The organism is Arthrobacter zhaoguopingii (assembly GCF_009828605.1).
GTDB classification, from domain to species: domain Bacteria; phylum Actinomycetota; class Actinomycetes; order Actinomycetales; family Micrococcaceae; genus Arthrobacter_D; species Arthrobacter_D zhaoguopingii.
In genome coordinates this window covers 522,541-542,303 of record NZ_WIAE01000001.1, presented here as the reverse complement: position 1 = coordinate 542,303, position 19,763 = coordinate 522,541, and the positions used below count along the sequence as shown (strand labels likewise).

General features: G+C 68.9%; 21 protein-coding genes. 4 read left to right on the top strand and 17 right to left on the bottom strand.

All coding sequences use genetic code 11. The features are described from left to right. Window positions 1–42: 42 nt before the first annotated feature. The 3 genes from GVV77_RS18550 to GVV77_RS02410 form a co-directional block, all read right to left on the bottom strand. Entirely contained in the window at window positions 43–393 is a 351-nt protein-coding gene (locus GVV77_RS18550; protein WP_159616197.1) for a YlxR family protein, read from the bottom strand. Window positions 394–454: 61 nt separating this feature from the next. Further along, a complete protein-coding gene (gene nusA, locus GVV77_RS02415; protein WP_133403304.1) occupies window positions 455–1,435 on the bottom strand; it encodes a transcription termination factor NusA in 981 nt (326 codons plus the stop codon). An 11-nt stretch (window positions 1,436–1,446) separates the two neighbouring features. Further along, window positions 1,447–2,109: a ribosome maturation factor RimP gene (locus GVV77_RS02410; RefSeq protein ID WP_246199576.1), complete on the bottom strand. Its 663-nt coding sequence runs from the start codon at window positions 2,107–2,109 to the stop codon at window positions 1,447–1,449. 72 nt (window positions 2,110–2,181) lie between these two features. On the opposite strand from GVV77_RS02410, the gene GVV77_RS02405 reads away from it, so the two are divergent. Genes GVV77_RS02405 through GVV77_RS02395 form a run of 3 tightly spaced genes read left to right on the top strand, consistent with a single transcriptional unit; the run spans window position 2,182 to window position 5,042 of the window. Next, window positions 2,182–3,282, top strand: coding sequence for a DUF4439 domain-containing protein (locus tag GVV77_RS02405; protein ID WP_159615994.1), 1,101 nt, complete (start codon window positions 2,182–2,184; stop codon window positions 3,280–3,282). Further along, on the top strand, window positions 3,279–4,001 hold the full coding sequence (locus tag GVV77_RS02400) for a VIT1/CCC1 transporter family protein (protein ID WP_159615993.1): 723 nt from the start codon (window positions 3,279–3,281) through the stop codon (window positions 3,999–4,001). The genes GVV77_RS02405 and GVV77_RS02400 overlap by 4 nt, the downstream gene beginning before the upstream one ends. A 9-nt stretch (window positions 4,002–4,010) precedes the next feature. After that, entirely contained in the window at window positions 4,011–5,042 is a 1,032-nt protein-coding gene (locus GVV77_RS02395) for an aminoglycoside phosphotransferase family protein (protein WP_159615992.1), read from the top strand. On the opposite strand, the gene GVV77_RS02390 is transcribed toward GVV77_RS02395, so the two are convergent. From GVV77_RS02390 to GVV77_RS02345, 10 genes are all read right to left on the bottom strand, one after another. Beyond that, complete coding sequence (locus tag GVV77_RS02390; RefSeq protein ID WP_159615991.1) at window positions 5,029–5,838, bottom strand: sulfite exporter TauE/SafE family protein; 810 nt, start codon at window positions 5,836–5,838, stop codon at window positions 5,029–5,031. The two genes, GVV77_RS02395 and GVV77_RS02390, sit on opposite strands and share 14 nt — an antisense overlap. Window positions 5,839–5,843: 5 nt before the next feature. Then, window positions 5,844–7,643: a proline--tRNA ligase gene (locus GVV77_RS02385; RefSeq protein ID WP_159615990.1), complete on the bottom strand. Its 1,800-nt coding sequence runs from the start codon at window positions 7,641–7,643 to the stop codon at window positions 5,844–5,846. Between the two features lie 147 nt (window positions 7,644–7,790). Further along, window positions 7,791–8,672 carry a GNAT family N-acetyltransferase gene (locus GVV77_RS02380; RefSeq protein WP_343033031.1) on the bottom strand — a complete coding sequence of 294 codons (882 nt, stop codon included), beginning with the start codon at window positions 8,670–8,672 and terminating at the stop codon, window positions 7,791–7,793. After that, a complete protein-coding gene (gene ispG / locus GVV77_RS02375; RefSeq protein ID WP_159615989.1) occupies window positions 8,647–9,813 on the bottom strand; it encodes a flavodoxin-dependent (E)-4-hydroxy-3-methylbut-2-enyl-diphosphate synthase in 1,167 nt (388 codons plus the stop codon). Before ispG ends, GVV77_RS02380 begins: the two co-directional genes overlap by 26 nt. 100 nt (window positions 9,814–9,913) lie before the next feature. Continuing rightward, the gene (locus GVV77_RS02370; protein ID WP_159615988.1) at window positions 9,914–10,204 is read right to left on the bottom strand and encodes a YciI family protein; all 291 of its coding nucleotides are present in this window, start codon (window positions 10,202–10,204) and stop codon (window positions 9,914–9,916) included. Between the two features lie 17 nt (window positions 10,205–10,221). Next, complete coding sequence (locus GVV77_RS02365; protein WP_159615987.1) at window positions 10,222–10,686, bottom strand: hypothetical protein; 465 nt, start codon at window positions 10,684–10,686, stop codon at window positions 10,222–10,224. Further along, window positions 10,686–11,456: a MarR family transcriptional regulator gene (locus GVV77_RS02360; RefSeq protein WP_343033030.1), complete on the bottom strand. Its 771-nt coding sequence runs from the start codon at window positions 11,454–11,456 to the stop codon at window positions 10,686–10,688. Before GVV77_RS02360 ends, GVV77_RS02365 begins: the two co-directional genes overlap by 1 nt. 65 nt (window positions 11,457–11,521) lie before the next feature. Then, entirely contained in the window at window positions 11,522–12,919 is a 1,398-nt protein-coding gene (locus GVV77_RS02355) for a M50 family metallopeptidase (RefSeq protein ID WP_159615985.1), read from the bottom strand. Between the two features lie 15 nt (window positions 12,920–12,934). Further along, the gene (gene dxr / locus GVV77_RS02350) at window positions 12,935–14,188 is read right to left on the bottom strand and encodes a 1-deoxy-D-xylulose-5-phosphate reductoisomerase (protein WP_159615983.1); all 1,254 of its coding nucleotides are present in this window, start codon (window positions 14,186–14,188) and stop codon (window positions 12,935–12,937) included. Window positions 14,189–14,236: 48 nt separating this feature from the next. After that, complete coding sequence (locus tag GVV77_RS02345) at window positions 14,237–14,905, bottom strand: SDR family oxidoreductase (RefSeq protein ID WP_159615981.1); 669 nt, start codon at window positions 14,903–14,905, stop codon at window positions 14,237–14,239. 154 nt (window positions 14,906–15,059) lie between these two features. On the opposite strand from GVV77_RS02345, the gene GVV77_RS02340 reads away from it, so the two are divergent. Further along, window positions 15,060–16,382, top strand: coding sequence for an HNH endonuclease signature motif containing protein (locus tag GVV77_RS02340; RefSeq protein WP_159615979.1), 1,323 nt, complete (start codon window positions 15,060–15,062; stop codon window positions 16,380–16,382). A 539-nt stretch (window positions 16,383–16,921) separates the two neighbouring features. On the opposite strand, the gene GVV77_RS02335 is transcribed toward GVV77_RS02340, so the two are convergent. From GVV77_RS02335 to GVV77_RS02320, 4 genes are read right to left on the bottom strand one after another with little or no spacing between them, the layout of a single operon-like run. After that, window positions 16,922–17,728 carry an HpcH/HpaI aldolase/citrate lyase family protein gene (locus GVV77_RS02335; RefSeq protein ID WP_159616191.1) on the bottom strand — a complete coding sequence of 269 codons (807 nt, stop codon included), beginning with the start codon at window positions 17,726–17,728 and terminating at the stop codon, window positions 16,922–16,924. An 11-nt stretch (window positions 17,729–17,739) separates the two neighbouring features. Next, window positions 17,740–18,312: a MaoC family dehydratase gene (locus GVV77_RS02330; protein ID WP_159615977.1), complete on the bottom strand. Its 573-nt coding sequence runs from the start codon at window positions 18,310–18,312 to the stop codon at window positions 17,740–17,742. Continuing rightward, window positions 18,305–18,958 (bottom strand): CoA transferase subunit B, encoded by a 654-nt coding sequence (locus GVV77_RS02325; protein ID WP_159615975.1) that lies wholly within the window; start codon window positions 18,956–18,958, stop codon window positions 18,305–18,307. The genes GVV77_RS02330 and GVV77_RS02325 overlap by 8 nt, the downstream gene beginning before the upstream one ends. Before the next feature lie 3 nt (window positions 18,959–18,961). Next, window positions 18,962–19,744: a CoA transferase subunit A gene (locus tag GVV77_RS02320; RefSeq protein ID WP_159615973.1), complete on the bottom strand. Its 783-nt coding sequence runs from the start codon at window positions 19,742–19,744 to the stop codon at window positions 18,962–18,964. Window positions 19,745–19,763 lie beyond the last annotated feature (19 nt).

Below are 19,763 nucleotides of genomic sequence, written 5' to 3'. Positions count from 1 at the left end.
TCATCGTTGGGCACTCATCGCTGGGTACTCATCGGGTTTCCATCAGTTTTCTGACCCGCTTTCAGGGAGGACGGTTTCTTGCCTGGGGCCGTTGGAGGTCCCAGTGAGTGCATGGAATTGAAGCGCCAGTTGCCCGGTCTCGACAGCGCCCCGAAAAGCACGGTGAAATGCCTTGCGTCGAAGAGCCGTTTCCATACAGGCCGGATCCGGGTGCAGCCATGCGCCCCGACCGGACAGCCGGCGGTGCGCGTCAAGCACGGCGACCTTACCTTCGTCGCCTGCCTGGGCCACCACCCGCATTAGTTCCGACTGGTCTCCGCGCTGCCGGCAGCCGATGCAGGTCCGGATGGGGTGGAACCCCGTGTCCGTCGTGCCCGGTCCGCCGAGGCGCATGAAATCCTCAGTCCCTTCCATTCTACCGCTTCCGCGAACGATGTTGTTACCCGCGCCCCGCTCAGGCCTTGGCGGGCTGGGCGGCGTCGGAGACGATGTCGATGCGCCAGCCGGTGAGCTTGGCGGCAAGGCGCGCGTTCTGGCCCTCCTTGCCGATGGCAAGGGAGAGCTGGTAGTCGGGGACGACGACGCGGGCCGAGCGGGTCGTCTCGTCGGTGATCGTCACCGATGACACCCGCGACGGCGACAGCGAGCTGGCGATGAAGGTGGCGGCGTCGTCGCTGTAGTCGACGATGTCGATCTTCTCGTCGTTGAGCTCACTCATGACCGCACGCACCCGCGAGCCCATCTCCCCGATGCAGGCACCCTTGGCGTTGACGCCGGGGACGTTGGCCTTGACGGCGATCTTCGTGCGGTGCCCGGCCTCGCGGGCAAGCGCCACAATCTCGACGGTCTTATCGGCGATCTCGGGAACTTCGAGTTCGAAGAGCTTCCGCACCAGGCCCGGGTGGGAGCGTGAGAGCGTGATCGAGGGGCCCTTCATCCCGCGGTGGACGTCGACGACGAAGGCGCGCAGCCGGGTGCCGTGGAGGTACTTCTCCCCCGGCACCTGCTCGGGCGGCGGCAGCACTGCTTCGACCGAGCCGAGGTTGACCTGGATCATGTGCGGGTTGCTGCCCTGCTGGATCATGCCGGCGACGAGTTCGCCCTCCTTGCCGCGGAACTCGCCGAGGATGTTGTCGTCCTCGGCGTCGCGCAGCCGCTGCAGGATGATCTGCCGGGCGGTGCTCGCGGCGATGCGCCCGAAACCGCTGGGCGTGTCGTCGAACTCGCCGACCGGCTCGCCGTCGTCGTCAACCTCGGTCGCCCAGATGGTCACGTGGCCGTTCTTGCGGTCGAGTTCGGCCCGCGCCTTTTCCACCGCGCCGGGGCTGCGGTGGTAGGCCACGAGCAGGGCCTGTTCGATCGTGGGGATCAGCAGGTCAAGCGGGATCTCCCGTTCGCGCTCGAGCAGCCTCAGCGCGCTCATATCAATATCCATTGGGGGACTCCTTATGCTGGGTGCGCCGGGCCGGGATCGCCCGGACCGTCGGCACCGTTGTCTTCGTGGTGTTCATCCTCGGCGTGCGCAAATTCGACCTGCACCGTGCCTTTGCGGATTCGGGAAAATTCAAGGGTCATCGGTTCGCCCTGGCGGGGTTTCATCCCCTTTTTGACGGGCAGCTGCGGAAGCAGCCGGATGCCGTCGGCGGACACCTCGAGCAGCCGTCCCACGACGGTGTCGCCGCTGGCCGGCGTCACCTCGACGAGCCGGCCGAGGTTCCGGCGCCAGTGCCGCGGCTCGGTCAGGGGGCGCGAGACTCCAGGCGAGGAGATTTCGAGGCTGTACGGCCTGCCGTCGTCGTGGGGGTCGTTGTCCATGGCTTCGGAGAGGTCGAGGGAGACATTCGAGATGACGTCGAGGCCGATGCCGCCCTGCCGGTCCTCCGGGAGGTCGACGATGACGTGGACGGTGCGCTGCACGCCGGCGGTCTTGATGTCGATGTCCTCGAGGAAGAGGTCGTGCTTCTCGACGACCGGCTGGAGCAGGTCCCGGAGCCTCTGCGCTTCCGCCTGCAGCTCGGCATCTTGGGCCGCTTTGCGCGGCGACGACGGATTTCCCTGGCCGGACCGAACCGCCATAGCTGCCTCCCACTCGATGATGTTGTCTCCCAAGAGTACCGACTTTCGGTAGGCGCAGATGTATCGGCGGCTCAAACCGGCCCGTTCATGACATGATCTCTTCCTGTGACGACACCCCCGCCCCGCCAGCGCATCACCGGGAAGAAGGGTGCCCCTCCCGCCGGTTTCCGGGTGGCCGGGCTCCTGGTTCCGGTGCTGGTTTTCCTGCTGGTGACGGGCGCCGGAGTCGCCGCGCTGAGCCCCCGCGGCGGGCCGGAACCAAGCTTCACGGAACGGGCGCAGCAGGCCTCCGCAGACCGTGCCCGGGACCTCGCCGCCGACGCCGCCGTGCTTGCCGCCTCCGCGCCGACGGCCGGTTATGCCGACACCGCGGAGCTGCTTGCGGCGCAGGCGCGCGGCCTCGCCCCGGCCGGCCAGGGCGGCGCGCGGGGGCAGGATTCGGGCACCCGCTCCGGCACCGGGTCCGGCGGTCCGGAGGCGACCGCGGAGAGCACCGGCCCGGCCGGGCCCGTGACCCCTGCGGGGTTCCTTGAGGACCTCACCGCGTCGGCCGGCAGGAACCTCTCCGACGCGGTCAAGGCCGAGCCCGGGATCGCGAGGCTACTCGCCTCGGTCGGCAGCAGCCAGTGGCAGCAGGCCGCCTCCCTTGGCGCCCTGCTGGGCCTGCCCGCCGAGGCTCCCGCTGCGGCCGCCCTGGACGCGGCCGACGGTCCGGCGTGCACGGATGAACCCCGGGGCAGCGCCGAACAGCGCCGCGCGCTGCTGTCGGCCGTCCGCACCGAGGACAGGGCCGTCTACGCCTATGAGGTGGCCGCCGCCCGGCTGCCCGATCCTGAGAATCTGCTGGCGGCCTCCCGGGAGCACGCGGCGGTCGCCGCCGCGGCCACCTCAGCGCTGGCCGGGCTCTGCGCCGCACCGGCGCCGGTGCCCTCGGCCTACGCCCTGGCCCCGGAGTTCCTCGCCGACCCCGCGGCCGGCATCGCGCAGCTGGAGCAGGAGTTGAGCGTGTTCTACGGTTCGGTGGTCGGCTCGGGCGGACCGGAACTTCGGGGCTGGGCGGTCGGGCGGCTCACCACCGCCGTCCAGCGCAGCTTCGCCCTGGACGGCGTCACTGAGCCCTTCCCCGGCATTCCCGTCGAGGAGCAGGCGCTGCCCGCGGCGGAGAGCACCGACGGATCCAACGCGGAGGATACTGGGAAACCATGAGCGGAAATGATGCCTTCCACGACGGCGAACCGCACCGGGGCGCGCTCGCCCAACGCCTGAACCGCCTGCGCGCGGGAGTCCTCGGAGCGAACGACGGCATCGTCTCGGTGGCCGCCGTCGTCGTCGGAGTCGCCGGCGTGACCACCGCCTCCGGGCCCATCCTCACCGCCGGGGTGGCTGCCCTGGTCGGCGGAGCCCTCTCGATGGCCCTTGGCGAATACGTGTCGGTGAGCAGCCAGAGCGACAGCCAGCGGGCCCTGATCGAGAAGGAACGCCGTGAGCTTGAGGAGGAGCCGGAGGAGGAACTGCTCGAACTGGCCGGCCTCTACCAGGCGAAGGGCCTCAGCGCCGAGACCGCGATGACGGTGGCGGTCGAGCTCACCGAAAGGGACGCCCTTGGCGCGCACCTTTCGGCGGAACTGGGCATCGAAGAGGACGACGTCGTCAGCCCGTGGCACGCCGCATTCGCGTCGGCCGTGGCCTTCACCGTCGGGGCCCTGCTGCCACTGATCGCCGTTATGCTTCCCCCGACCGGGCTGCGGGTTCCCGTCACCTTCGCGGCCGTCCTCATGGCCCTTGCCCTGACCGGCGGCCTCGGAGCACAGGTGGGCGGCGGATCGAAGCTGCGCGCCGCGCTGAGGGTCGTTGTTGGAGGGTTCCTCGCCCTCCTGGCCACCTTCCTGATCGGAAACCTGCTCGGGGCCACGAATCTCGTATAGCGTGCTGGAATGACAGGTTTCGCAGTCGAGCTCCCCGAGGGGCTGAAGCGCGCCGCGCGGCAGCTGCCCGGCGGAAGCGCCTGGCTGCGGAACTGGCCCGGTATCCTCCAGCGGTACCTCGAAGCCTGGGAGCTGACCCTCGATCTTCCCTCCGGCCGGCCGCCCTGGTCCGGGCAGTGCTCGGTGGTCCTGCCGGTACGCACCTCGGATGCTACGGAGGCCGCGCTGAAGATCGGCGTCCCGCACGACGAGTCCCGCACCGAGCCCCAGGCGCTCACGCTGTGGGGCGGCGCCGGGGCCGTGCGGCTGCTGGCCTCCAACGCCGCGGACTCCATCCTTCTGCTGGAGCGCCTCGATGCGCGCCGCCCGCTCGGGTCGCTTCCGTTGGAGCAGACGACGTCCATCTGGGGTGCGCTGATGCGGCGGCTGTCGCTGCGCCCGGACGGCAGGAGCGAATGGGCGCAGATCCCTGCGCTCGCCGCCGAGGCCGAGACCTGGACCGACACCCTGCCCGCGGACTGGGAGGCCACCGGCAGGCCGTTCCCGCGGTGGCTGCTTGAGCACGCACTTGAGACCTGCCAGGTGCGTGGAGCCGTGGGCCGGCGCTCGGCACGGGACGTGCTGGTGCACTCGGACCTTCACTACGGGAACATCCTGGCCCGCCGCACGCCTGAGGGCGACGCCGAGGATGCGGTAGCGGAGCAGCCGTCGGCCCGCGGCTTCGTCGCCATTGATCCCAAGCCCCTGCTCGGGGACGCCGAGTACGCCGTCGCGCCCATGCTGTGGAACCGGATCGGGGACCTGCCGCCCGCCGATCCGGCCGCGGAGCTGCGCCTGCGGTGCGCCGCGCTGGCTGCGTCGGCCGGTCTGGATCCGGACCTCGCCCGCGACTGGACGGTGGTGCGGGAGGTGCGCAACACCCTCTACTACCTTGAGCTGGGTTCCCCGGGGCATGCCAGGCGGTCCCTGTGGGTGGCAAGTTCCCTGCTGGGGCGGACGCTGCCGGATCTCCCGCCGGCGCACCTGCTTAGCGCTCCGTGAGCGGCCTGAGGTTTTCGACCCACACGTCGTAGCCGAGCTTCACAATGAGGGCGCCGACCACGACGAGGAAGATGATGCGGATGAACCGGCTCCCCCGGGTGATGGCCATGCGGGAGCCGAGATACCCGCCGACCATATTGGCCGCCCCCAGCAGGAGCCCGAGGCCCCACAGGATGGAGCCGTGCGGCAGGAAGAACACCAGGGCGCCGAAGTTGGTGGCCATGTTGACGATCTTGGCCTTCGCACTCGCGCCCAGGAAGCTGTAGCCGAGCAGCGTCACCATCGCGATGACGAGGAAGGAGCCGGTGCCCGGGCCGATCAGTCCGTCGTAGAACCCGATCACTGCGCCGATGGCCCCTGCGGTTCCGTAGTGCCGCCGGCCGGAATACTTAAGCTTCGTCAGCGTTCCGACGGTGGGCCGCAGGGCGGTGAAAACCGCGACGGCGATCAGGGCCGCGACGATGATCGGCTTGAACACCGACGAGGGCAGCGAGGCCGCCAGCACCGCCCCGCCGAAGCTGCCCGCCAGCGCGATCAGCGCCATGGGAACGGCGGTGCGCAGGTCGGGGTGGGCACGGCGGTAGTAGGTGATGGCGCTCGTCGTGGTGCCGAAGATCGAGCCCATCTTGTTCGTCGCCAGCGCCTGGACGGGCGTGATGCCCGGTACCAGGAGCAGCGCCGGCAGCTGGAGCAGCCCTCCTCCGCCTACCACGGCGTCGATCCAGCCGGCGGCCAGGCCGGCGATGAGCACCAGCAGGATCGTCGCCAGCTCGATTTCCTCGAGCCCGGAGACCACCGGCGCTAGCCGTTCAGGAGGGTGCGGAGGTGCTCCAGCGCCTCATCGACGGCGACGGATGCGGCTTCTCCGGTCCGCCGGTCCTTCACCTCGATGACGCCGTCGGCCAGGCCGCGGCCCACCACGACGATGGTGGGGACGCCGATCAGTTCGGCGTCGCCGAACTTCACCCCGGGTGAGACCTTGGGCCGGTCGTCGTACATCACGTCGAAGCCGGCTGCCTCGAGGTCCCCGGCGAGCTTTTCGGCAAGGGCGAAGATCTCCTCGCCCTTGCCGGTGGCGACGATGTGCACGTCGGCGGGGGCGACGTTGCGGGGCCAGATGATGCCCTTGTCGTCGTGGTTGGCTTCGGCCAGGGCCGCAACAGCCCTGGTTACGCCGACGCCGTAGGAGCCCATGGTGACGGTGGCCAGCTTGCCGTTGGCGTCGAGGACCTTCAGGCCGAGGGCCTCGGTATATAGACGGCCGAGCTGGAAGATGTGGCCCATCTCGATGCCGCGGGCGGCCTGCAGCGGCCCGGAGCCGTCCGGGGCCTCGTCCCCTTCGCGCACCTCGACGGCCTCGATGACCCCGTCCCAGGCGAAGTCGCGGCCTGCGACAAGGCCGAAGACGTGCTTTCCGTGCTGGTTCGCACCGGTGATCCAGGTGGTGCCGGAGACGATGCGCGGGTCGACGAGGTAGCGCAGGCCGGTGCTGCCCTCCAGTCCGATCACCGGCTCGCCGAGGCTCAGGCCCGGGCCGATGTAGCCCTTCACCAGGCCCGGGTGCTTCTTGAGGTCCTCATCGGTTGCGGCTTCGACGGCGACCTCGCCGCCCACCTCCAGGTGGCTGCCGATGGTCGCCTCCATGCGCTTCAGGTCGACGGTGCGGTCCCCGGGCACACCGACGACGAAGATCTCGCGGCCGCCGGTGGGCAGCACAGCGGCAAGGACGACGTTCTTGAGGGTGTCCGCAGCAGTCCAGGGCTCCCCTTCACGCGGCGCATTCGCGTTGGCCGAGTTCACCAGCGTCTCGATGGTGGGGGTGTCGGGGGTATCGAGCACCTCGGCCGCAGGGGCGCCGGAATAGTCGAGCTCGGGCGGCACAACGGTGGTGACGGCCTCGACGTTCGCGGTGTAGCCTCCGGCGGAGCGGACGAAGGTGTCCTCGCCGATGTCGGTGGGGTGGAGGAATTCCTCGCTCTTGGAGCCGCCCATGGCGCCGGAGGTCGCCGTCACCGGGATGACCTCAAGTCCGAGGCGCTCGAAGATGCGCAGGTAGGCCTTCCGGTGCAGCTGGTAGCTGCGCTCCAGGCCGGAGTCGTCGATGTCGAAGGAGTAGGAGTCCTTCATGATGAATTCGCGGCCGCGCAGCAGGCCGGCGCGGGGCCGGGCCTCGTCGCGGTACTTGTTCTGGATCTGGTACAGGCTGACCGGGAGGTCCTTGTAGGAGTTGTACAGGTCCTTCACCAGCAGCGTGAACATTTCCTCGTGGGTGGGGGCCAGGAGGTAGTCGGCGCCCTTGCGGTCCTGCAGGCGGAAGATGCCGTCGCCGTACTCGGTCCACCGGTTCGTCACCTCGTAGGGTTCCTTCGGCAGCAGGGCCGGGAAGTGGACTTCCTGCGCGCCGATGGCCGCCATCTCCTCACGGATGATCGTTTCAACCCGGCCCAGGACCTTCAGGCCCAGCGGCAGCCAGCTGTAGATCCCCGGGGCGGCCCGGCGGATGTAGCCCGCGCGCACCAGCAACCGGTGGCTTGCCACTTCGGCTTCGGCAGGGTCTTCACGCAGGGTGCGCAGGAACAGGGTTGAGAGTCGTAGGACCACGCTGGGGAATCCGTTTCTTCGAGACAGGCCCCGACCGGGCGGGGAACAACAGGTACCAATCTATCGGCTCCGGGGCTCCGGCAACGACAGCCGCCGCCGCAGACCCGCCGCCCCGGCGGTGGAGGGGCCGGTTTGCGGGCGCAGCCGTCAGAGCAGGACGGTGGCGAAGGTTCCCGCCTCGGTGAATCCGACCCGGCGGTAGGAGGCGATGGCGCGGGCGTTGTAGGAGTTGACGTAGAGGCTGACCGTCGGCGCGAGGGCGCGGGCTGCCACGGCCACAGCCGCCATGTAGCCGGCGCTCAGGCCCCGGCCGCGGTAGTCCGGGTTCATCCAGACGCCCTGGACCTGGACGGCCTGGGATGAAACCGTGCCGAGTTCCGCTTTGAAGATCACGGCTCCGTCGTCCGCGAAGGCGGCCAGGGAGTGCTTCCTGCGGATGAGCGAGGCGACGCGGCGGCGGTAGTGTTCGGTGCCGCCGATGTAGGGCGAGTAGCCGACCTCCTCCTCGAACATTGCGGCGCAGGCGGGCAGCAGGACATCAAGCTCATCGGGCCGTGTGAAGCGTATTCCCTGCGCCGGCTCCACCGCGGGGTCGGTGTCCAGCGTGAGCAGCGGCTGGACCGGTCGCAGGTCGAAGGGCTCCGAGGAATAGTCCTGAAGGGTCGACCAGAGCGCCAGCACGCCGGCGGCCGGTCCGAAGATCGAGGAGAAACTGCGGCCCGAGCGGCCCAGGTGCTCGCCCAACTCGGCGCCGGTCTTTGCGGTCACGCCGACAGGGATGAGGTTCACTCCAGCCCAGCAGGCGCATTCGAGTGCGCCGTTCCGGTACATGCCCACGATGTGGCCGCCCACCGCCGAGCCGGCGGCGCTTCCGGTGGCTTCGAGGTGCGCCGCGAGGAAGACGTTGGCGACCGGATCGCGGTTCACGAGGGCCCACAGGGCCGCGGTGTCCTGCTGTTCGAGGACGCGGAAGGACCACGGCCCGACCGGGTCGGCCGGTGCCTTAGCTAACGGTAACCACGGGGCCACCCGGGACAGCATTTTCGCCATCGGTCTCCCCCATCTCCTCCGCGATCCTCATTGCTTCTTCGATGAGTGTTTCAACGATCTGGTCCTCGGGGACGGTCTTGATCACTTCGCCACGGACGAAGATCTGTCCCTTCCCGTTGCCGGAGGCCACCCCGAGATCGGCTTCGCGGGCCTCGCCCGGGCCGTTCACCACGCAGCCCATGACGGCGACGCGCAGCGGTACCTCCATGCCTTCGAGTCCGGCGGTGACCTGGTCCGCGAGGGTATAGACGTCGACCTGGGCGCGGCCGCAGGAGGGGCAGGAGACGATTTCGAGCTTGCGCGGCCGGAGGTTCAGCGACTGCAGGATCTGGGTGCCGACCTTGACCTCCTCCACCGGAGGGGCCGAGAGGGACACGCGGATGGTGTCGCCGATGCCCTTGGAGAGGAGCGCACCGAAGGCGGTGGCCGACTTGATCGTGCCCTGGAAGGCCGGCCCGGCCTCGGTCACGCCGAGGTGGAGCGGCCAGTCGCCGCGTTCGGCGAGCAGTTCGTAGGCGCGCACCATGATCACGGGGTCGTTGTGCTTGACCGAGATCTTGAAGTCGTGGAAGTCGTGCTCCTCGAACAGGGAGGCTTCCCAGACCGCCGACTCGACGAGGGCCTCGGGTGTGGCCTTGCCGTACTTCTCCATCAGGCGCGGGTCGAGCGATCCGGCGTTGACACCGATGCGGATCGAGGTGCCGGCGGCCTTCGCCGCGGCAGCGATCTCCTTGACCTGGTCATCGAACTTGCGGATGTTGCCCGGGTTGACGCGGACCGCGGCGCAGCCGGCGTCGATTGCGGCGAAGACGTACTTCGGCTGGAAGTGGATGTCGGCGATCACCGGGATCTGGGACTTCTTGGCGATGATCGGCAGCGCGGCCGCGTCGTCGGCGGAGGGGCAGGCGACGCGCACGATGTCGCAGCCTGTCGCCGTCAGCTCGGCGATCTGCTGGAGCGTCGCGTTGATGTCGGTGGTCGGGGTCGTGGTCATCGACTGGATGCTGATCGGGGAATCCGAGCCCACCCCGACCGAGCCGACCTTGATCTGGCGGGTTTTGCGCCGCGGGGCGAGTACGGGCGGGGGCGCTGCTGGCATTCCTAGGCTGACCGAAGTCAAAACATCCTCCATGTGGCGGCGTTCACCGCGTGGCAGTCCAATTTTCCTGATCCTATTATCCACCCCGGAGAAGTCGGTTCTCCTAGTTGAAGGACGAAGCTCACACGTACCTGGCGAAAGCACCGACGACGGGGTTCCACTCCGTGGTCTTCACGGCGGAGATCGCCTGGGCCCGGGTGAAGGGGTCCTCGCTCACCAGCTGGTGCAGGTCGTTCTCGGAGTCGGCGGTGAAGACCAGCAGGGCTCCGGTCCCGTCGGCGAAGGGCCCGGAGGCCAGGAGCCGGCCCTGCTCGACGAGTCGGGCCAGCCACTCCCGGTGGGCCGGGCGGTGTTCGGCCCGAAGGTCGGACTGGTCAGGGCTGTAGACGTACTCGACGGCGAAAACACTCATAAAGCCACCCTACGTGATCAGAGCAGGTAGTTTGCCGTGAGTGCGGCCACGCCGGCGGCCCACAGCATTGAGGTCAGGGTGCCGATGATGAAGCGTTCGGCGGCGGCCGGGGTTTCCTTGAGTTCGGCGTACCGGCCCAGGCCCTTGATTGCCACCACGTAGGCGATGGCCACCGGCTCGCTGGTGAGGATTGCGGTGGCGACGGCGAGGCGTTCGAGCACGCCGATGACGAGTCCGCCGCGGAGGACCCCCGCAGGGAGCTCCGGCGGCGGCGCCGGTGCGGGCGGAGTCCCCTGCTCCCAGGGGTTGGGCCGGGGTGGGGCCGGGAAGGCGAGCTGGGGCTGGTCCGCCGGCTCAGGTCCGGATTCGTTGAGGCGCTCCTGGGCGTCGACGGTCCGTGCCAGGCGCAGCACCAGCGTGGTGACCGGCCAGCCTAAACCTCCCGCGACGACGAGGGTGAGGACGATCCACAGCATGTCCATCAATTTCCCTCTCCTTCCGCTTCGGCAGCCGCGGAGTCCGGCTCGGCCACCGTGGGGGTTCCGCCGGAGCCGTCCTGGTTTCCGCCGGAGGTGCCGGGGGCATCTGTGTCGCGGTGTCCCGCGTCCCCGGGGCGTCCAGCACCCGCTGCGGCCTTCCCGTCGACTGTAGGCTCTGCGTCCGACGCTTTATCGGCCCACTGCAGCAGGAGCGCCGCCGCCGGGCGGGCAGCCCATTCCTCGGTCCAGGCCGAGCGCGCCACCGCTTTGCTGACCGACTGCGGGGCGATGCCCAGTTCCCTCGCGGCGGCCGTCTGACTTCCCCACCTTCCCGGTTCCAGCCGGTCGAGGATGCGCCACTCGGCCCGCGTCCGGTGCATGACGTGGCGTCCAATCAGGGTCAGCACCCCCTCTGCCTCGGCGGCTCCGGGCGGGCCCTCCACGGCCAGCGGAGCACGGTCGCCGGTCTTCTTGGCCCGCTCGACGGCGGTACGCGCCGCCACGAAGGCGCTGCCGCGGCCCTCCCGGGGGCTGGCGGGCAGGGGACGCTCGATCCCGCCGATTCCCAGGCCCACGTACCAGCCGCCCTGGCGCAGGCACAGCAGTGCGGCTTCGATGGTGGCCTCAGCCGTGGCGGGAATGCCCTGTGCCTCGTCTCCGACCGAGCGCTCGAAGGGTGTGACCACGTCGATCCCGCGGAGGAGCTCCAGCAGGTCAGGGACGCGGTCGACGTCGCGCTGACTGCCGGCCTGGTCGATTGTGAGTACGAACACGCGCCTGAGCCTATAAGGCTGAATGCCGACTTTCAACCATATTGGGGTTCAAATGAATTTACACCCTATCCGAACAGGGAAACCGGCTTGACGATGTCGGCGTAGATGAGCAGGATGCCCATGCCCATCAGGAGGACAGCCACCGCGTAGGTCAGGGGCAGCAGCTTGGCCATGTCGAACGGTCCCGGGTCGGGGCGCCGGAAGATCCGGGCGACGGTGCGCCGCAGCCCCTCCCACAGGGCGCCGGCGACGTGCCCGCCGTCGAGCGGGAGAAGGGGGATGAGGTTGAAGACGAACAGCGCGAGATTGACTCCGCCCACCAGCCCGACGAGGGTCGTTGCCCGTGCCTTGAGGGGGATTTCCTCCATGGCGGAGACCTCGCCGGCGATCCTGCCGACACCCACCACGCTGATCGGTCCCTCCGGGTCCCGGGGTGCGTCCGAGAATGCGGCCTCCCCGACATCGACCACCCGCTGGGGCAGGTTCAGCACGACGCCGGTGACCCGGGCCAGGGAATCCCCCACTGCGGGCAGGACCTCGCTGGCCGGCTGCGGCACCAGCTCCTGCTGGGAGCCGATGCCGATGAAGCCGACCTCCTTGGTGATCGGACTGCCGTCGGCGTCGACGCGGGCCTGGCCGTCGGGCCCCGCCACCGGCCGCTCGGTGAGCAGCGGTGTGATGGACGAGCTCCGCGTTTCCCCGTCGCGGACGTAGCTGATCGGAACGCTGCGGCCCGCAGCCTCACGGATCCACTCCGAGAACTCGCCCCAGCTTTCGACGTCGCGGCCGTCGAAGGTGAGGATGCGGTCGCCTGGCTGGAGTCCCGCCTCGAACGCGGGGGCGGCCGGGTCGCCGTCGGCGCAGTCCGTCTGGCCGGTCTCGGCCTGCCGGTCAGCCGGAACCACGCACTTGTAGACCTCTGCGACGGTCGTCGTCGCCTGGGCGGTCCCGAAGCCCATGATCAGGACGGCGAACAGGACGATGCCGATCAGCAGGTTCATCAGTGGCCCGCCGAGCATGATGATGATGCGCTTGTAGATCGGGAGCTTGTAGAAGACGCGCTTTTCGTCGCCCGGCTGGAGCTGCACGGCAGCGGCCTGGCGTGCGTCATTGGTCAACTGCTGGAATACGCCGGTGCCGGACTGGCGGGCCCTGCCTTCCTCGTCGGTGGGCCCCGGCGGGAACATGCCAATCATCGAGATGTAGCCGCCGGCAGGGATTGCCTTGATTCCGTACTCCGTTTCGCCCTTGCGGCGGGACCAGAGGGTGGGGCCGAAGCCGACCATGTACTGGGTGACGCGGACCTTGAACAGCTTGGCCGGCACCAGGTGCCCCACCTCGTGGAGCGCGATGGACGCACCGATGCCCACCACAACGAAAAGCACTCCGAGGATGAAGAGCAGAATAGACAAGGCGTTTCCTTCGATTTCGTGTTCCGTCGGTTGCGTCGGGCGCCGGTGCATCCGGCGTGCCCGTCCCTATCCGGCGGAGGTTTCCTTCATTCCACAACGGGCGCGGGCGGAGGCACGTGCCCGGCGCTCGGCGTCGAGCACCGCGTCAAGGGTGATGTCGCCGGCGTCGGCGCCGCCGGTCGCCGCCCGGGTGTCACCGGATTCACTGTGCTCTGCCACAACCGCCGCGACCGTATCGACGATGTCGGTGAAGCCGATGATGCCCGTGTGGAAGGCCTCGACGGCCTCCTCGTTGGCGGCATTGAACACCGCCATTGACGTACCGCCCGCCGCGGCCGCGGTCTTTGCGAGGCGCACGGCGGGAAACGCTTCCTCGTCGAGCGGCTCGAAGGTCCAGCTCGCGGCGGTGCTCCAGTCGCATGCGGCGGCGGAGCCCGGCACGCGGTAGGGCCAGCCGATGCCGAGCGCGATCGGAAGGCGCATGTCCGGCGGCGAGGCTTGGGCGATGGTGGAGCCGTCGATGAACTGGACCATCGAGTGGATGACCGACTGGGGGTGCACCACGACGTCGATCCGGTCCAGGGAAATGTCGAAGAGCAGGTGCGCCTCGATGACCTCGAGGGCCTTGTTCACCATGGTGGCGGAGTTGGTGGTGACCACCCTGCCCATGGTCCAGGTGGGGTGGGCCAGCGCCTGGGCCGGGGTGACGGCGGTGAGATCGGATCGGGACATCCCACGGAACGGGCCGCCCGAGGCGGTGAGTACCAGCCGGTCCACTTCGTCCGGGAGGCCCGACCGGAGGGCCTGGGCGAGGGCCGAATGCTCGGAATCCACAGGCACCAGCTGTCCGGGGGCCGCGGCGTCCTTCACGAGCTGGCCTCCGACGATGAGGGATTCCTTGTTCGCCAGAGCCAGCAGGTGCCCTGCCCGCAGGGCCGCCAGGGTGGGCGCGAGGCCGATCGAACCGGTGATGCCGTTGAGGACGACGTCGGCCTCGGGCCAGGCGGCCAGGCGCTGGGCCGCGTCGGGTCCGGCGACGATCTCCGGGTTGTAGCCGCGCACTCCTGCGGCGTCCGCGGCCTTGCCGATAGCCTGTTCGAGCTCGCTTTCCGTACACAGGGCAGCCCCGACCGCCGGCGCGCGGGTTGTCACGGCCTGCCGTGCCAGCATGGCCGGGTTGCGGCCGCCGGCGGCGAGCGCAGCGACGCTGAACCGGTCCGGGGCCTGGGCGATCACTTCAAGCGCCTGGGTGCCGATGGAACCAGTGGATCCCAGGATGACAACCCGGCGGTGGCCGCGCGGAAGCTTGGTGAAGTCCATGGCCCAAGTATCCCGCACGGCGCGCCGTCGGCAGAAACGGGCGGGCCGCTAGGCGAGCGCGCTGACGGCGTCGCGCACCGTCTGTTCCCCCGAGGTGAGTTCGAGAACCGCTGAGCGGCCGGTGTTGCCGACCAGGAGTGCGGCGAGGACGGAGGCGACGTCGGCGCGCGGGATGGAGCCGAAACCGGTCTTGGCGGCGAGCTTCACCCGGCCGGTGCCCGGTTCGTCGGTGAGCCCTCCTGGCCGGACGATCGTCCAGCTCAGCTGCTTTCGGGCCTGCAGGTCCTGTTCGGCCGCAAGCTTGGCCAGCAGGTAGGCGTAGAAGATGTCATCCATGCCTTCGGGCCTGACGCCGCCGTCGACGGAGTCGGCGCCCATCGAGGAGATCTGGAGGAAGCGTCCAACTCCCGCGAGTTCCGCGGCGTCGGCGAGCAGCACCGACGCTGCGCGGTCGACGGTGTCCTTGCGTTCAACGCCACTGCCGGGCCCGGCTCCGGCGGCGAAGACGACGGCGTCGGCCCCTGTGAGGACATCGGCCACTTCCTGGGCGGTGGCCGACTCGAGGTCGAGAACCACCGGGTCGGCCCCGTCCTGTCGAAGGTCTGCCGCGTGGTCGGGGTTGCGGATCAGTCCGGTGACGTAGTGGCCCTGCGCCACCAGCCGGCGGGTCAGTTCGCGGGCGATTTTTCCGTGGGCTCCTGCAATTCCAATTCTCATATGGGGACAACGGTTGTGGCCCCGGGCACATTCCCCGTCCTTCAGGTGAACCTATTTCGCAGGGCTTTTCAGGTGCGCCCGAGGACGGGCCTCGAGTGATTGGTCAGCCGATCGGCCCGCCAGAAATGTCGGTGGCGGGTGACAGAGTGGGGTCATGGAAGCACCGACGCAGCCATCCACCACACGGGAGATTCCCGTCCCGGCGGGGCTCAGCGGCGCGATCCAGTTGTTCTCCCCCGAACTGCTCGACGGGCCGGGCCTCGTGGCCGCCCTCGAGAAACTTGAGTCGCTGATCAACTGGGCACACGCAGGCCAGGCACGGGTCCTGCACCTGCTTGAACAGAGCTTCCTCGACGCCGCAGCCAGGGATTCTCTCCCACAACCTGCCGAAATCAAGGGGAGCACCCGGGCGGCGCTCCGCCGGCTCGACGAAGAACTCGCAACTAGCCTCGCCGCCACCGAGGCCGCCTGTGCGCTACGTGTTCCAGAGCGCACCGCGCTCGGGAAGCTGAGGACCGCCCGCCTGCTGTGCGAGGACTTCCCGGCAACCCTCACTGCCCTGCGTACCGGTGAGCTCAATTACCGCCAGGCGGAGACGATCGTCGACGACGCACTCCTCCTGCCACCCGACGCCCGGGCCGGCTTCGAGGAGCACCTGCTTGCCGATGCTCCTACCCAGACGACGGCCGAACTGGCCCGCAGCAGCCGGCGTGAGCGGGAGAAACATCACCCCGAGACGATTCTGCAGCGCGCACGGAAAGCAGCAGCCGACCGCAGGGTCTCCCTGACGCCGGATCTCGACGGGATGTGCTGGTTCTCCGCCTACCTTCCCGCGGACACGGCGACGGCCGCCTACAACCGCCTCACCACTCTGGCCAGAGCGGTGCAGTGCCCGGACGAGCCGAGGACTCTCACCCAGCTGCGAGCCGACGTCCTTGCCGATCTGTTGACCAAGACGGCCCTCCCGGCGGGTGGAAGCGATCCATCGGCGCCCGCCGACGTTCTGGTCACCATGGATGTCCAGACCCTCCTCGGAGTCGCCGACCACCCCGCCGAACTTGAGGGATACGGGCCCATCAGCCCCGAAACCGCGAGGGAACTTGCGGCGCTGTCCGGAACCTTCCTTCCCCTGCTGACCTCCGAGGGCCGGAACGTGCTGGCCCTGGGCCGGAAGGCCAGGCTGCCATCCACGACGCTGCGGAGGTGGCTCCGGTACCGCGACGCGACCTGCCGTTTCCCCGGGTGCGGGCGGTCGGCGGCACACTCCGACATCGACCACAGCATTCCATGGTCACGGGGCGGGCCGACGGACCATGGAAATCTCGCCCATCTCTGCCGCAAGCACCTCATGTACAAGTCGGTGACCTGCTGGAACCTCCTGGAGAACGACGCCGGTACCCTGAAGTGGAAGTCCCCCACCGGCCGCCACTACACGACGGCGCCTCCGGGACAACTGGCCGAGCCGCCTCCGTTCTAACGAGGGCCGCTCCCCGGCCGGAATGACCTGCAAAGAGCTGGAAGGGCACAACCCAGATGGGGCTCCGCGCATGCCGTGAACGGATGATTCCCGCTCGGGAGCGGCCCGCTCCCCAGCCGGAGGGACCGAAGTGACCCGGCAGCACGCAGTCCGGGCAGGGAACCGCGCATGCCGTGAACGGATGATTCCCGCTCGGGAGCGGCCCGCTCCCTTACCGGAGGGCCCCGGAAGTCCCGGAAGCACGCAGTCCGAGCAGGGAACCGCGCATGCGGTGAACGGGTGATTCCCGCTCGTACCCGAGCCGCTCCCCCACCGGAGGGACCGAAATGACCCGGCAGCACGCAGTCCGGGCAGCGAACTGCGCATGCCGTGAACGGGTGATTCCCGCTCGTACCCGAACCGCTCCCCCACCGGAAGGACCCGGAAGGCCCGGAAGCACGCAGGCTGGACAGCGAACCGCGCATCTCATGAGCGGTGTGATCCCCGCATGGTGACCATCTCCGTAAGCTTCGCCGGTACGGACGCTTCGGGCCGTGACGTCAGCCGCGGACCCGGGAAAGCACCTGCTCGGCATGCCTCAGGATCGGACCGTCGATCATGCGCCCCTGGTACTGGAACACCCCGCCCCGGTCGGCTGCCTCACGCAGCAGGTCACGGGCCTGCTCGACTTCCTCATCACTCGGTGCGTAGGCCCTGCGCACCGGCTCGGCCTGGCTGGGATGGATGCAGGCTTTCGCGAAGAACCCAGAGGCCGCGGCATCCTCTGCCTCGGCCGCGAGCCCGTCAAGGTCGGGGATGTCGAGATAGACGGAGTCGATGGCGGGGATGCCCGCCGCACCCGCGGCGAGGAGGACCTGCGACCGCGCATGCGCGGCCACGCCACGGTAGGTGCCGTCCTTGCGGCGGCTCGAGGTACCCCCGAGCGAGGCGACAAGATCCTCGGCGCCCCACATCAACGCGGTGACATTCGGCTGAATCGCGATGTGCGGTGCCTTAAGGATCCCCGAGGCCGTCTCACACAGGGCGATCACGTCATAGGACGGCAGGTGCAGTCCGACATCGCGGAGGTCACCACCGGATCCGGCCTTGGCCAGCATGACCGTGCGGTAGGAGGTGCGGCGCAGCGCCGCGCAGTCGCGCAGGAAGTCGCCCGTCGGAACAGGGTTGATCCGCACGATGGTGCGCTCCGGATCCAGTGCGCTGTCGACGAGCGCCTCCCGTGCCGCCTCCTTGTTATCCGGCGCGACGGCGTCCTCAAGGTCGAGGATGACGGCGTCGGCCCGCTCGGCGGCCTTGCGGTAACGCTCGGGCCGGTCCGCCGGGCAGAACAGCAGCGACGGACCCATTGTGAAGCCGCTCACGAGCCCGCCGCCTGATGCCCGATAGCTTCAGGTCCGGCCGGCTCAGATCCCGCCGGCTCAGATCCTGACGCCTCATGTCCCGCCCTTGACCACATCAGCACTGAGCGCTCCGCAGAAGCGACGACGACACCGTCCTGGTTCCGGCCGGTGTGCACCATGGTGACGATGCCCTGTCCAGGGCGGGAGGACGATTCCCGCACCCCGGTGATCTCCGTTTCGGTGTACAGGGTGTCGCCGTGGAAGAGCGGATGCGGGAACCGGATGTCCGTCAGCCCGAGCTGGGCCACGATGGTGCCCTGGGTGAGCTGGGTCACCGACTGGCCCACGAGCGTCGCCAGGGTGAGCATCGAGTTGACGAGCCGCTGGCCGAAGGGCTGGCCCTGGGACCAGGCGGCATCGAGGTGAAGGCCCTGCGTGTTCATGGTGAGGGTCGTGAAGAGCACATTGTCGGCCTCGGTCAGGGTTCGGCCCGGACGGTGGGCGTACCTCACCCCTGTCCTCAGCTCATCGAAGTACAGCCCGCGCTGCACGATCACCTCGCCCGGCGCCGGCTCCTGCGGCTCACCCATCGATGCGGACCTCAAGCGGAGCCCCGGTCCTGGCGAGAACTTCCTCAACGCTCACGCCCGGTGCCGTTTCGCGCAGCACAAGTGTTCCGCCCCCGCGCGTTGAATCGACGTCGATCACCGCGAGGTCGGTGATGATGCGGTCGACACAGCCCCTGCCCGTCAGCGGGAGGGAGCAGCGTTCAACGATCTTGGGATTTCCTGCACGGTCGACGTGCTCCATCATGACGATCAGCCGCTTGGCGCCGAACACGAGGTCCATGGCACCACCCATCCCCTTGACCATCTTTCCCGGGATGACCCAGTTCGCCAGGTCACCGTTGGCCGCGACCTCCATCGCTCCGAGCACGGCGAGGTCGACGTGACCGCCGCGGACCATGCCGAAGGACGCGGCCGAATCGAAGAACGACGCACCGGCATTGACAGTCACGGTCTCCTTGCCGGCGTTGATCAGGTCGGGGTCCAACTGCTCTTCCGTCGGATACGGTCCCACCCCGAGGATGCCGTTCTCGGAGTGAAGCACCACCTCGACGGACTCCGGAATGTAGTTCGGGATCAGCGTCGGCATCCCGATGCCGAGGTTGACGTACTGCCCGTTTTCGAGCTCCCGGGCCACCCGGGCGGCGAGTTCATTTCGAGTCAGTGCCACGTCTCAGACCTCCTTGGCTGGTGATGGTTCGGTGGCCGACAGCGAGACGGTGCGCTTCTCGATCCGCTTTTCGACGCCGGGCGCGTGCACTACCCGCTGCACGAAGATCCCGGGGAGATGGATGTGTTCGGGATCGAGCTCCCCCGGCTCCACCAGTTCCTCGACTTCCGCGATGGTGATCCGCCCGGCCTGGGCGCACAACGGATTGAAGTTCGCGGCCGTCGCATGGAAGACCAGGTTGCCGTGGCGGTCGCCCTTCCAGGCATGGACCAGGGCGAAGTCGGGGCGCACCGATTCCTCGAGCACGTAGTCGACGCCGTCGAAGGTCCGGACCTCCTTGGGTTTGGAGGAGAGGAGGACGTTCCCGTCGGCGTCGTACTTCTGCGGCAGTCCGCCCTCGCTCACGAGGGTGCCCACCCCGGCGGTGGTGTAGAACGCCGGGATGCCGGCGCCGCCGGCCCGCAGCTTCTCGGCGAGGGTGCCCTGCGGGGTCAGCTCAACCTCCAGTTCGCCCGAGAGGTACTGGCGGGCAAACTCCTTGTTCTCACCCACGTAGGAGCTGATGGTGCGGCGGATCCGGTGGTCCATCAGGAGGACACCGAGCCCCCATTCGTCCACCCCGCAGTTGTTGCTGATGGTTTCAAGGTTCCCGGTGCCCTGGGCGTGCAGGGCGTCGATCAGGACCGAGGGAATCCCGCACAGACCGAACCCGCCCACGGCGAGGCTCGCCCCGTCCTGGATGTCGGCGACGGCCTCCGCCGCGCTTGCCACAACTTTGTCGATCACTGCGTCTCCTTCAACTCCA

What these genes read in the sequence shown, in the direction of transcription:
- dxr (WP_159615983.1), bottom strand. Translation starts at nt 14,188, where the DNA reads ATGGACTTCACCAAGCTTCCGCGCGGCCACCGCCGGGTTGTCATCCTG.
- GVV77_RS18550 (WP_159616197.1), bottom strand. Translation starts at nt 393, where the DNA reads ATGCGCCTCGGCGGACCGGGCACGACGGACACGGGGTTCCACCCCATC.
- GVV77_RS02365 (WP_159615987.1), bottom strand. Translation starts at nt 10,686, where the DNA reads ATGGACATGCTGTGGATCGTCCTCACCCTCGTCGTCGCGGGAGGTTTA.
- GVV77_RS02395 (WP_159615992.1), top strand. Translation starts at nt 4,011, where the DNA reads ATGACAGGTTTCGCAGTCGAGCTCCCCGAGGGGCTGAAGCGCGCCGCG.
- GVV77_RS02340 (WP_159615979.1), top strand. Translation starts at nt 15,060, where the DNA reads ATGGAAGCACCGACGCAGCCATCCACCACACGGGAGATTCCCGTCCCG.
- nusA (WP_133403304.1), bottom strand. Translation starts at nt 1,435, where the DNA reads ATGGATATTGATATGAGCGCGCTGAGGCTGCTCGAGCGCGAACGGGAG.
- GVV77_RS02345 (WP_159615981.1), bottom strand. Translation starts at nt 14,905, where the DNA reads ATGAGAATTGGAATTGCAGGAGCCCACGGAAAAATCGCCCGCGAACTG.
- GVV77_RS02355 (WP_159615985.1), bottom strand. Translation starts at nt 12,919, where the DNA reads ATGCACCGGCGCCCGACGCAACCGACGGAACACGAAATCGAAGGAAAC.
- GVV77_RS02400 (WP_159615993.1), top strand. Translation starts at nt 3,279, where the DNA reads ATGAGCGGAAATGATGCCTTCCACGACGGCGAACCGCACCGGGGCGCG.
- GVV77_RS02370 (WP_159615988.1), bottom strand. Translation starts at nt 10,204, where the DNA reads ATGAGTGTTTTCGCCGTCGAGTACGTCTACAGCCCTGACCAGTCCGAC.
- GVV77_RS02335 (WP_159616191.1), bottom strand. Translation starts at nt 17,728, where the DNA reads ATGGGTCCGTCGCTGCTGTTCTGCCCGGCGGACCGGCCCGAGCGTTAC.
- GVV77_RS02330 (WP_159615977.1), bottom strand. Translation starts at nt 18,312, where the DNA reads ATGGGTGAGCCGCAGGAGCCGGCGCCGGGCGAGGTGATCGTGCAGCGC.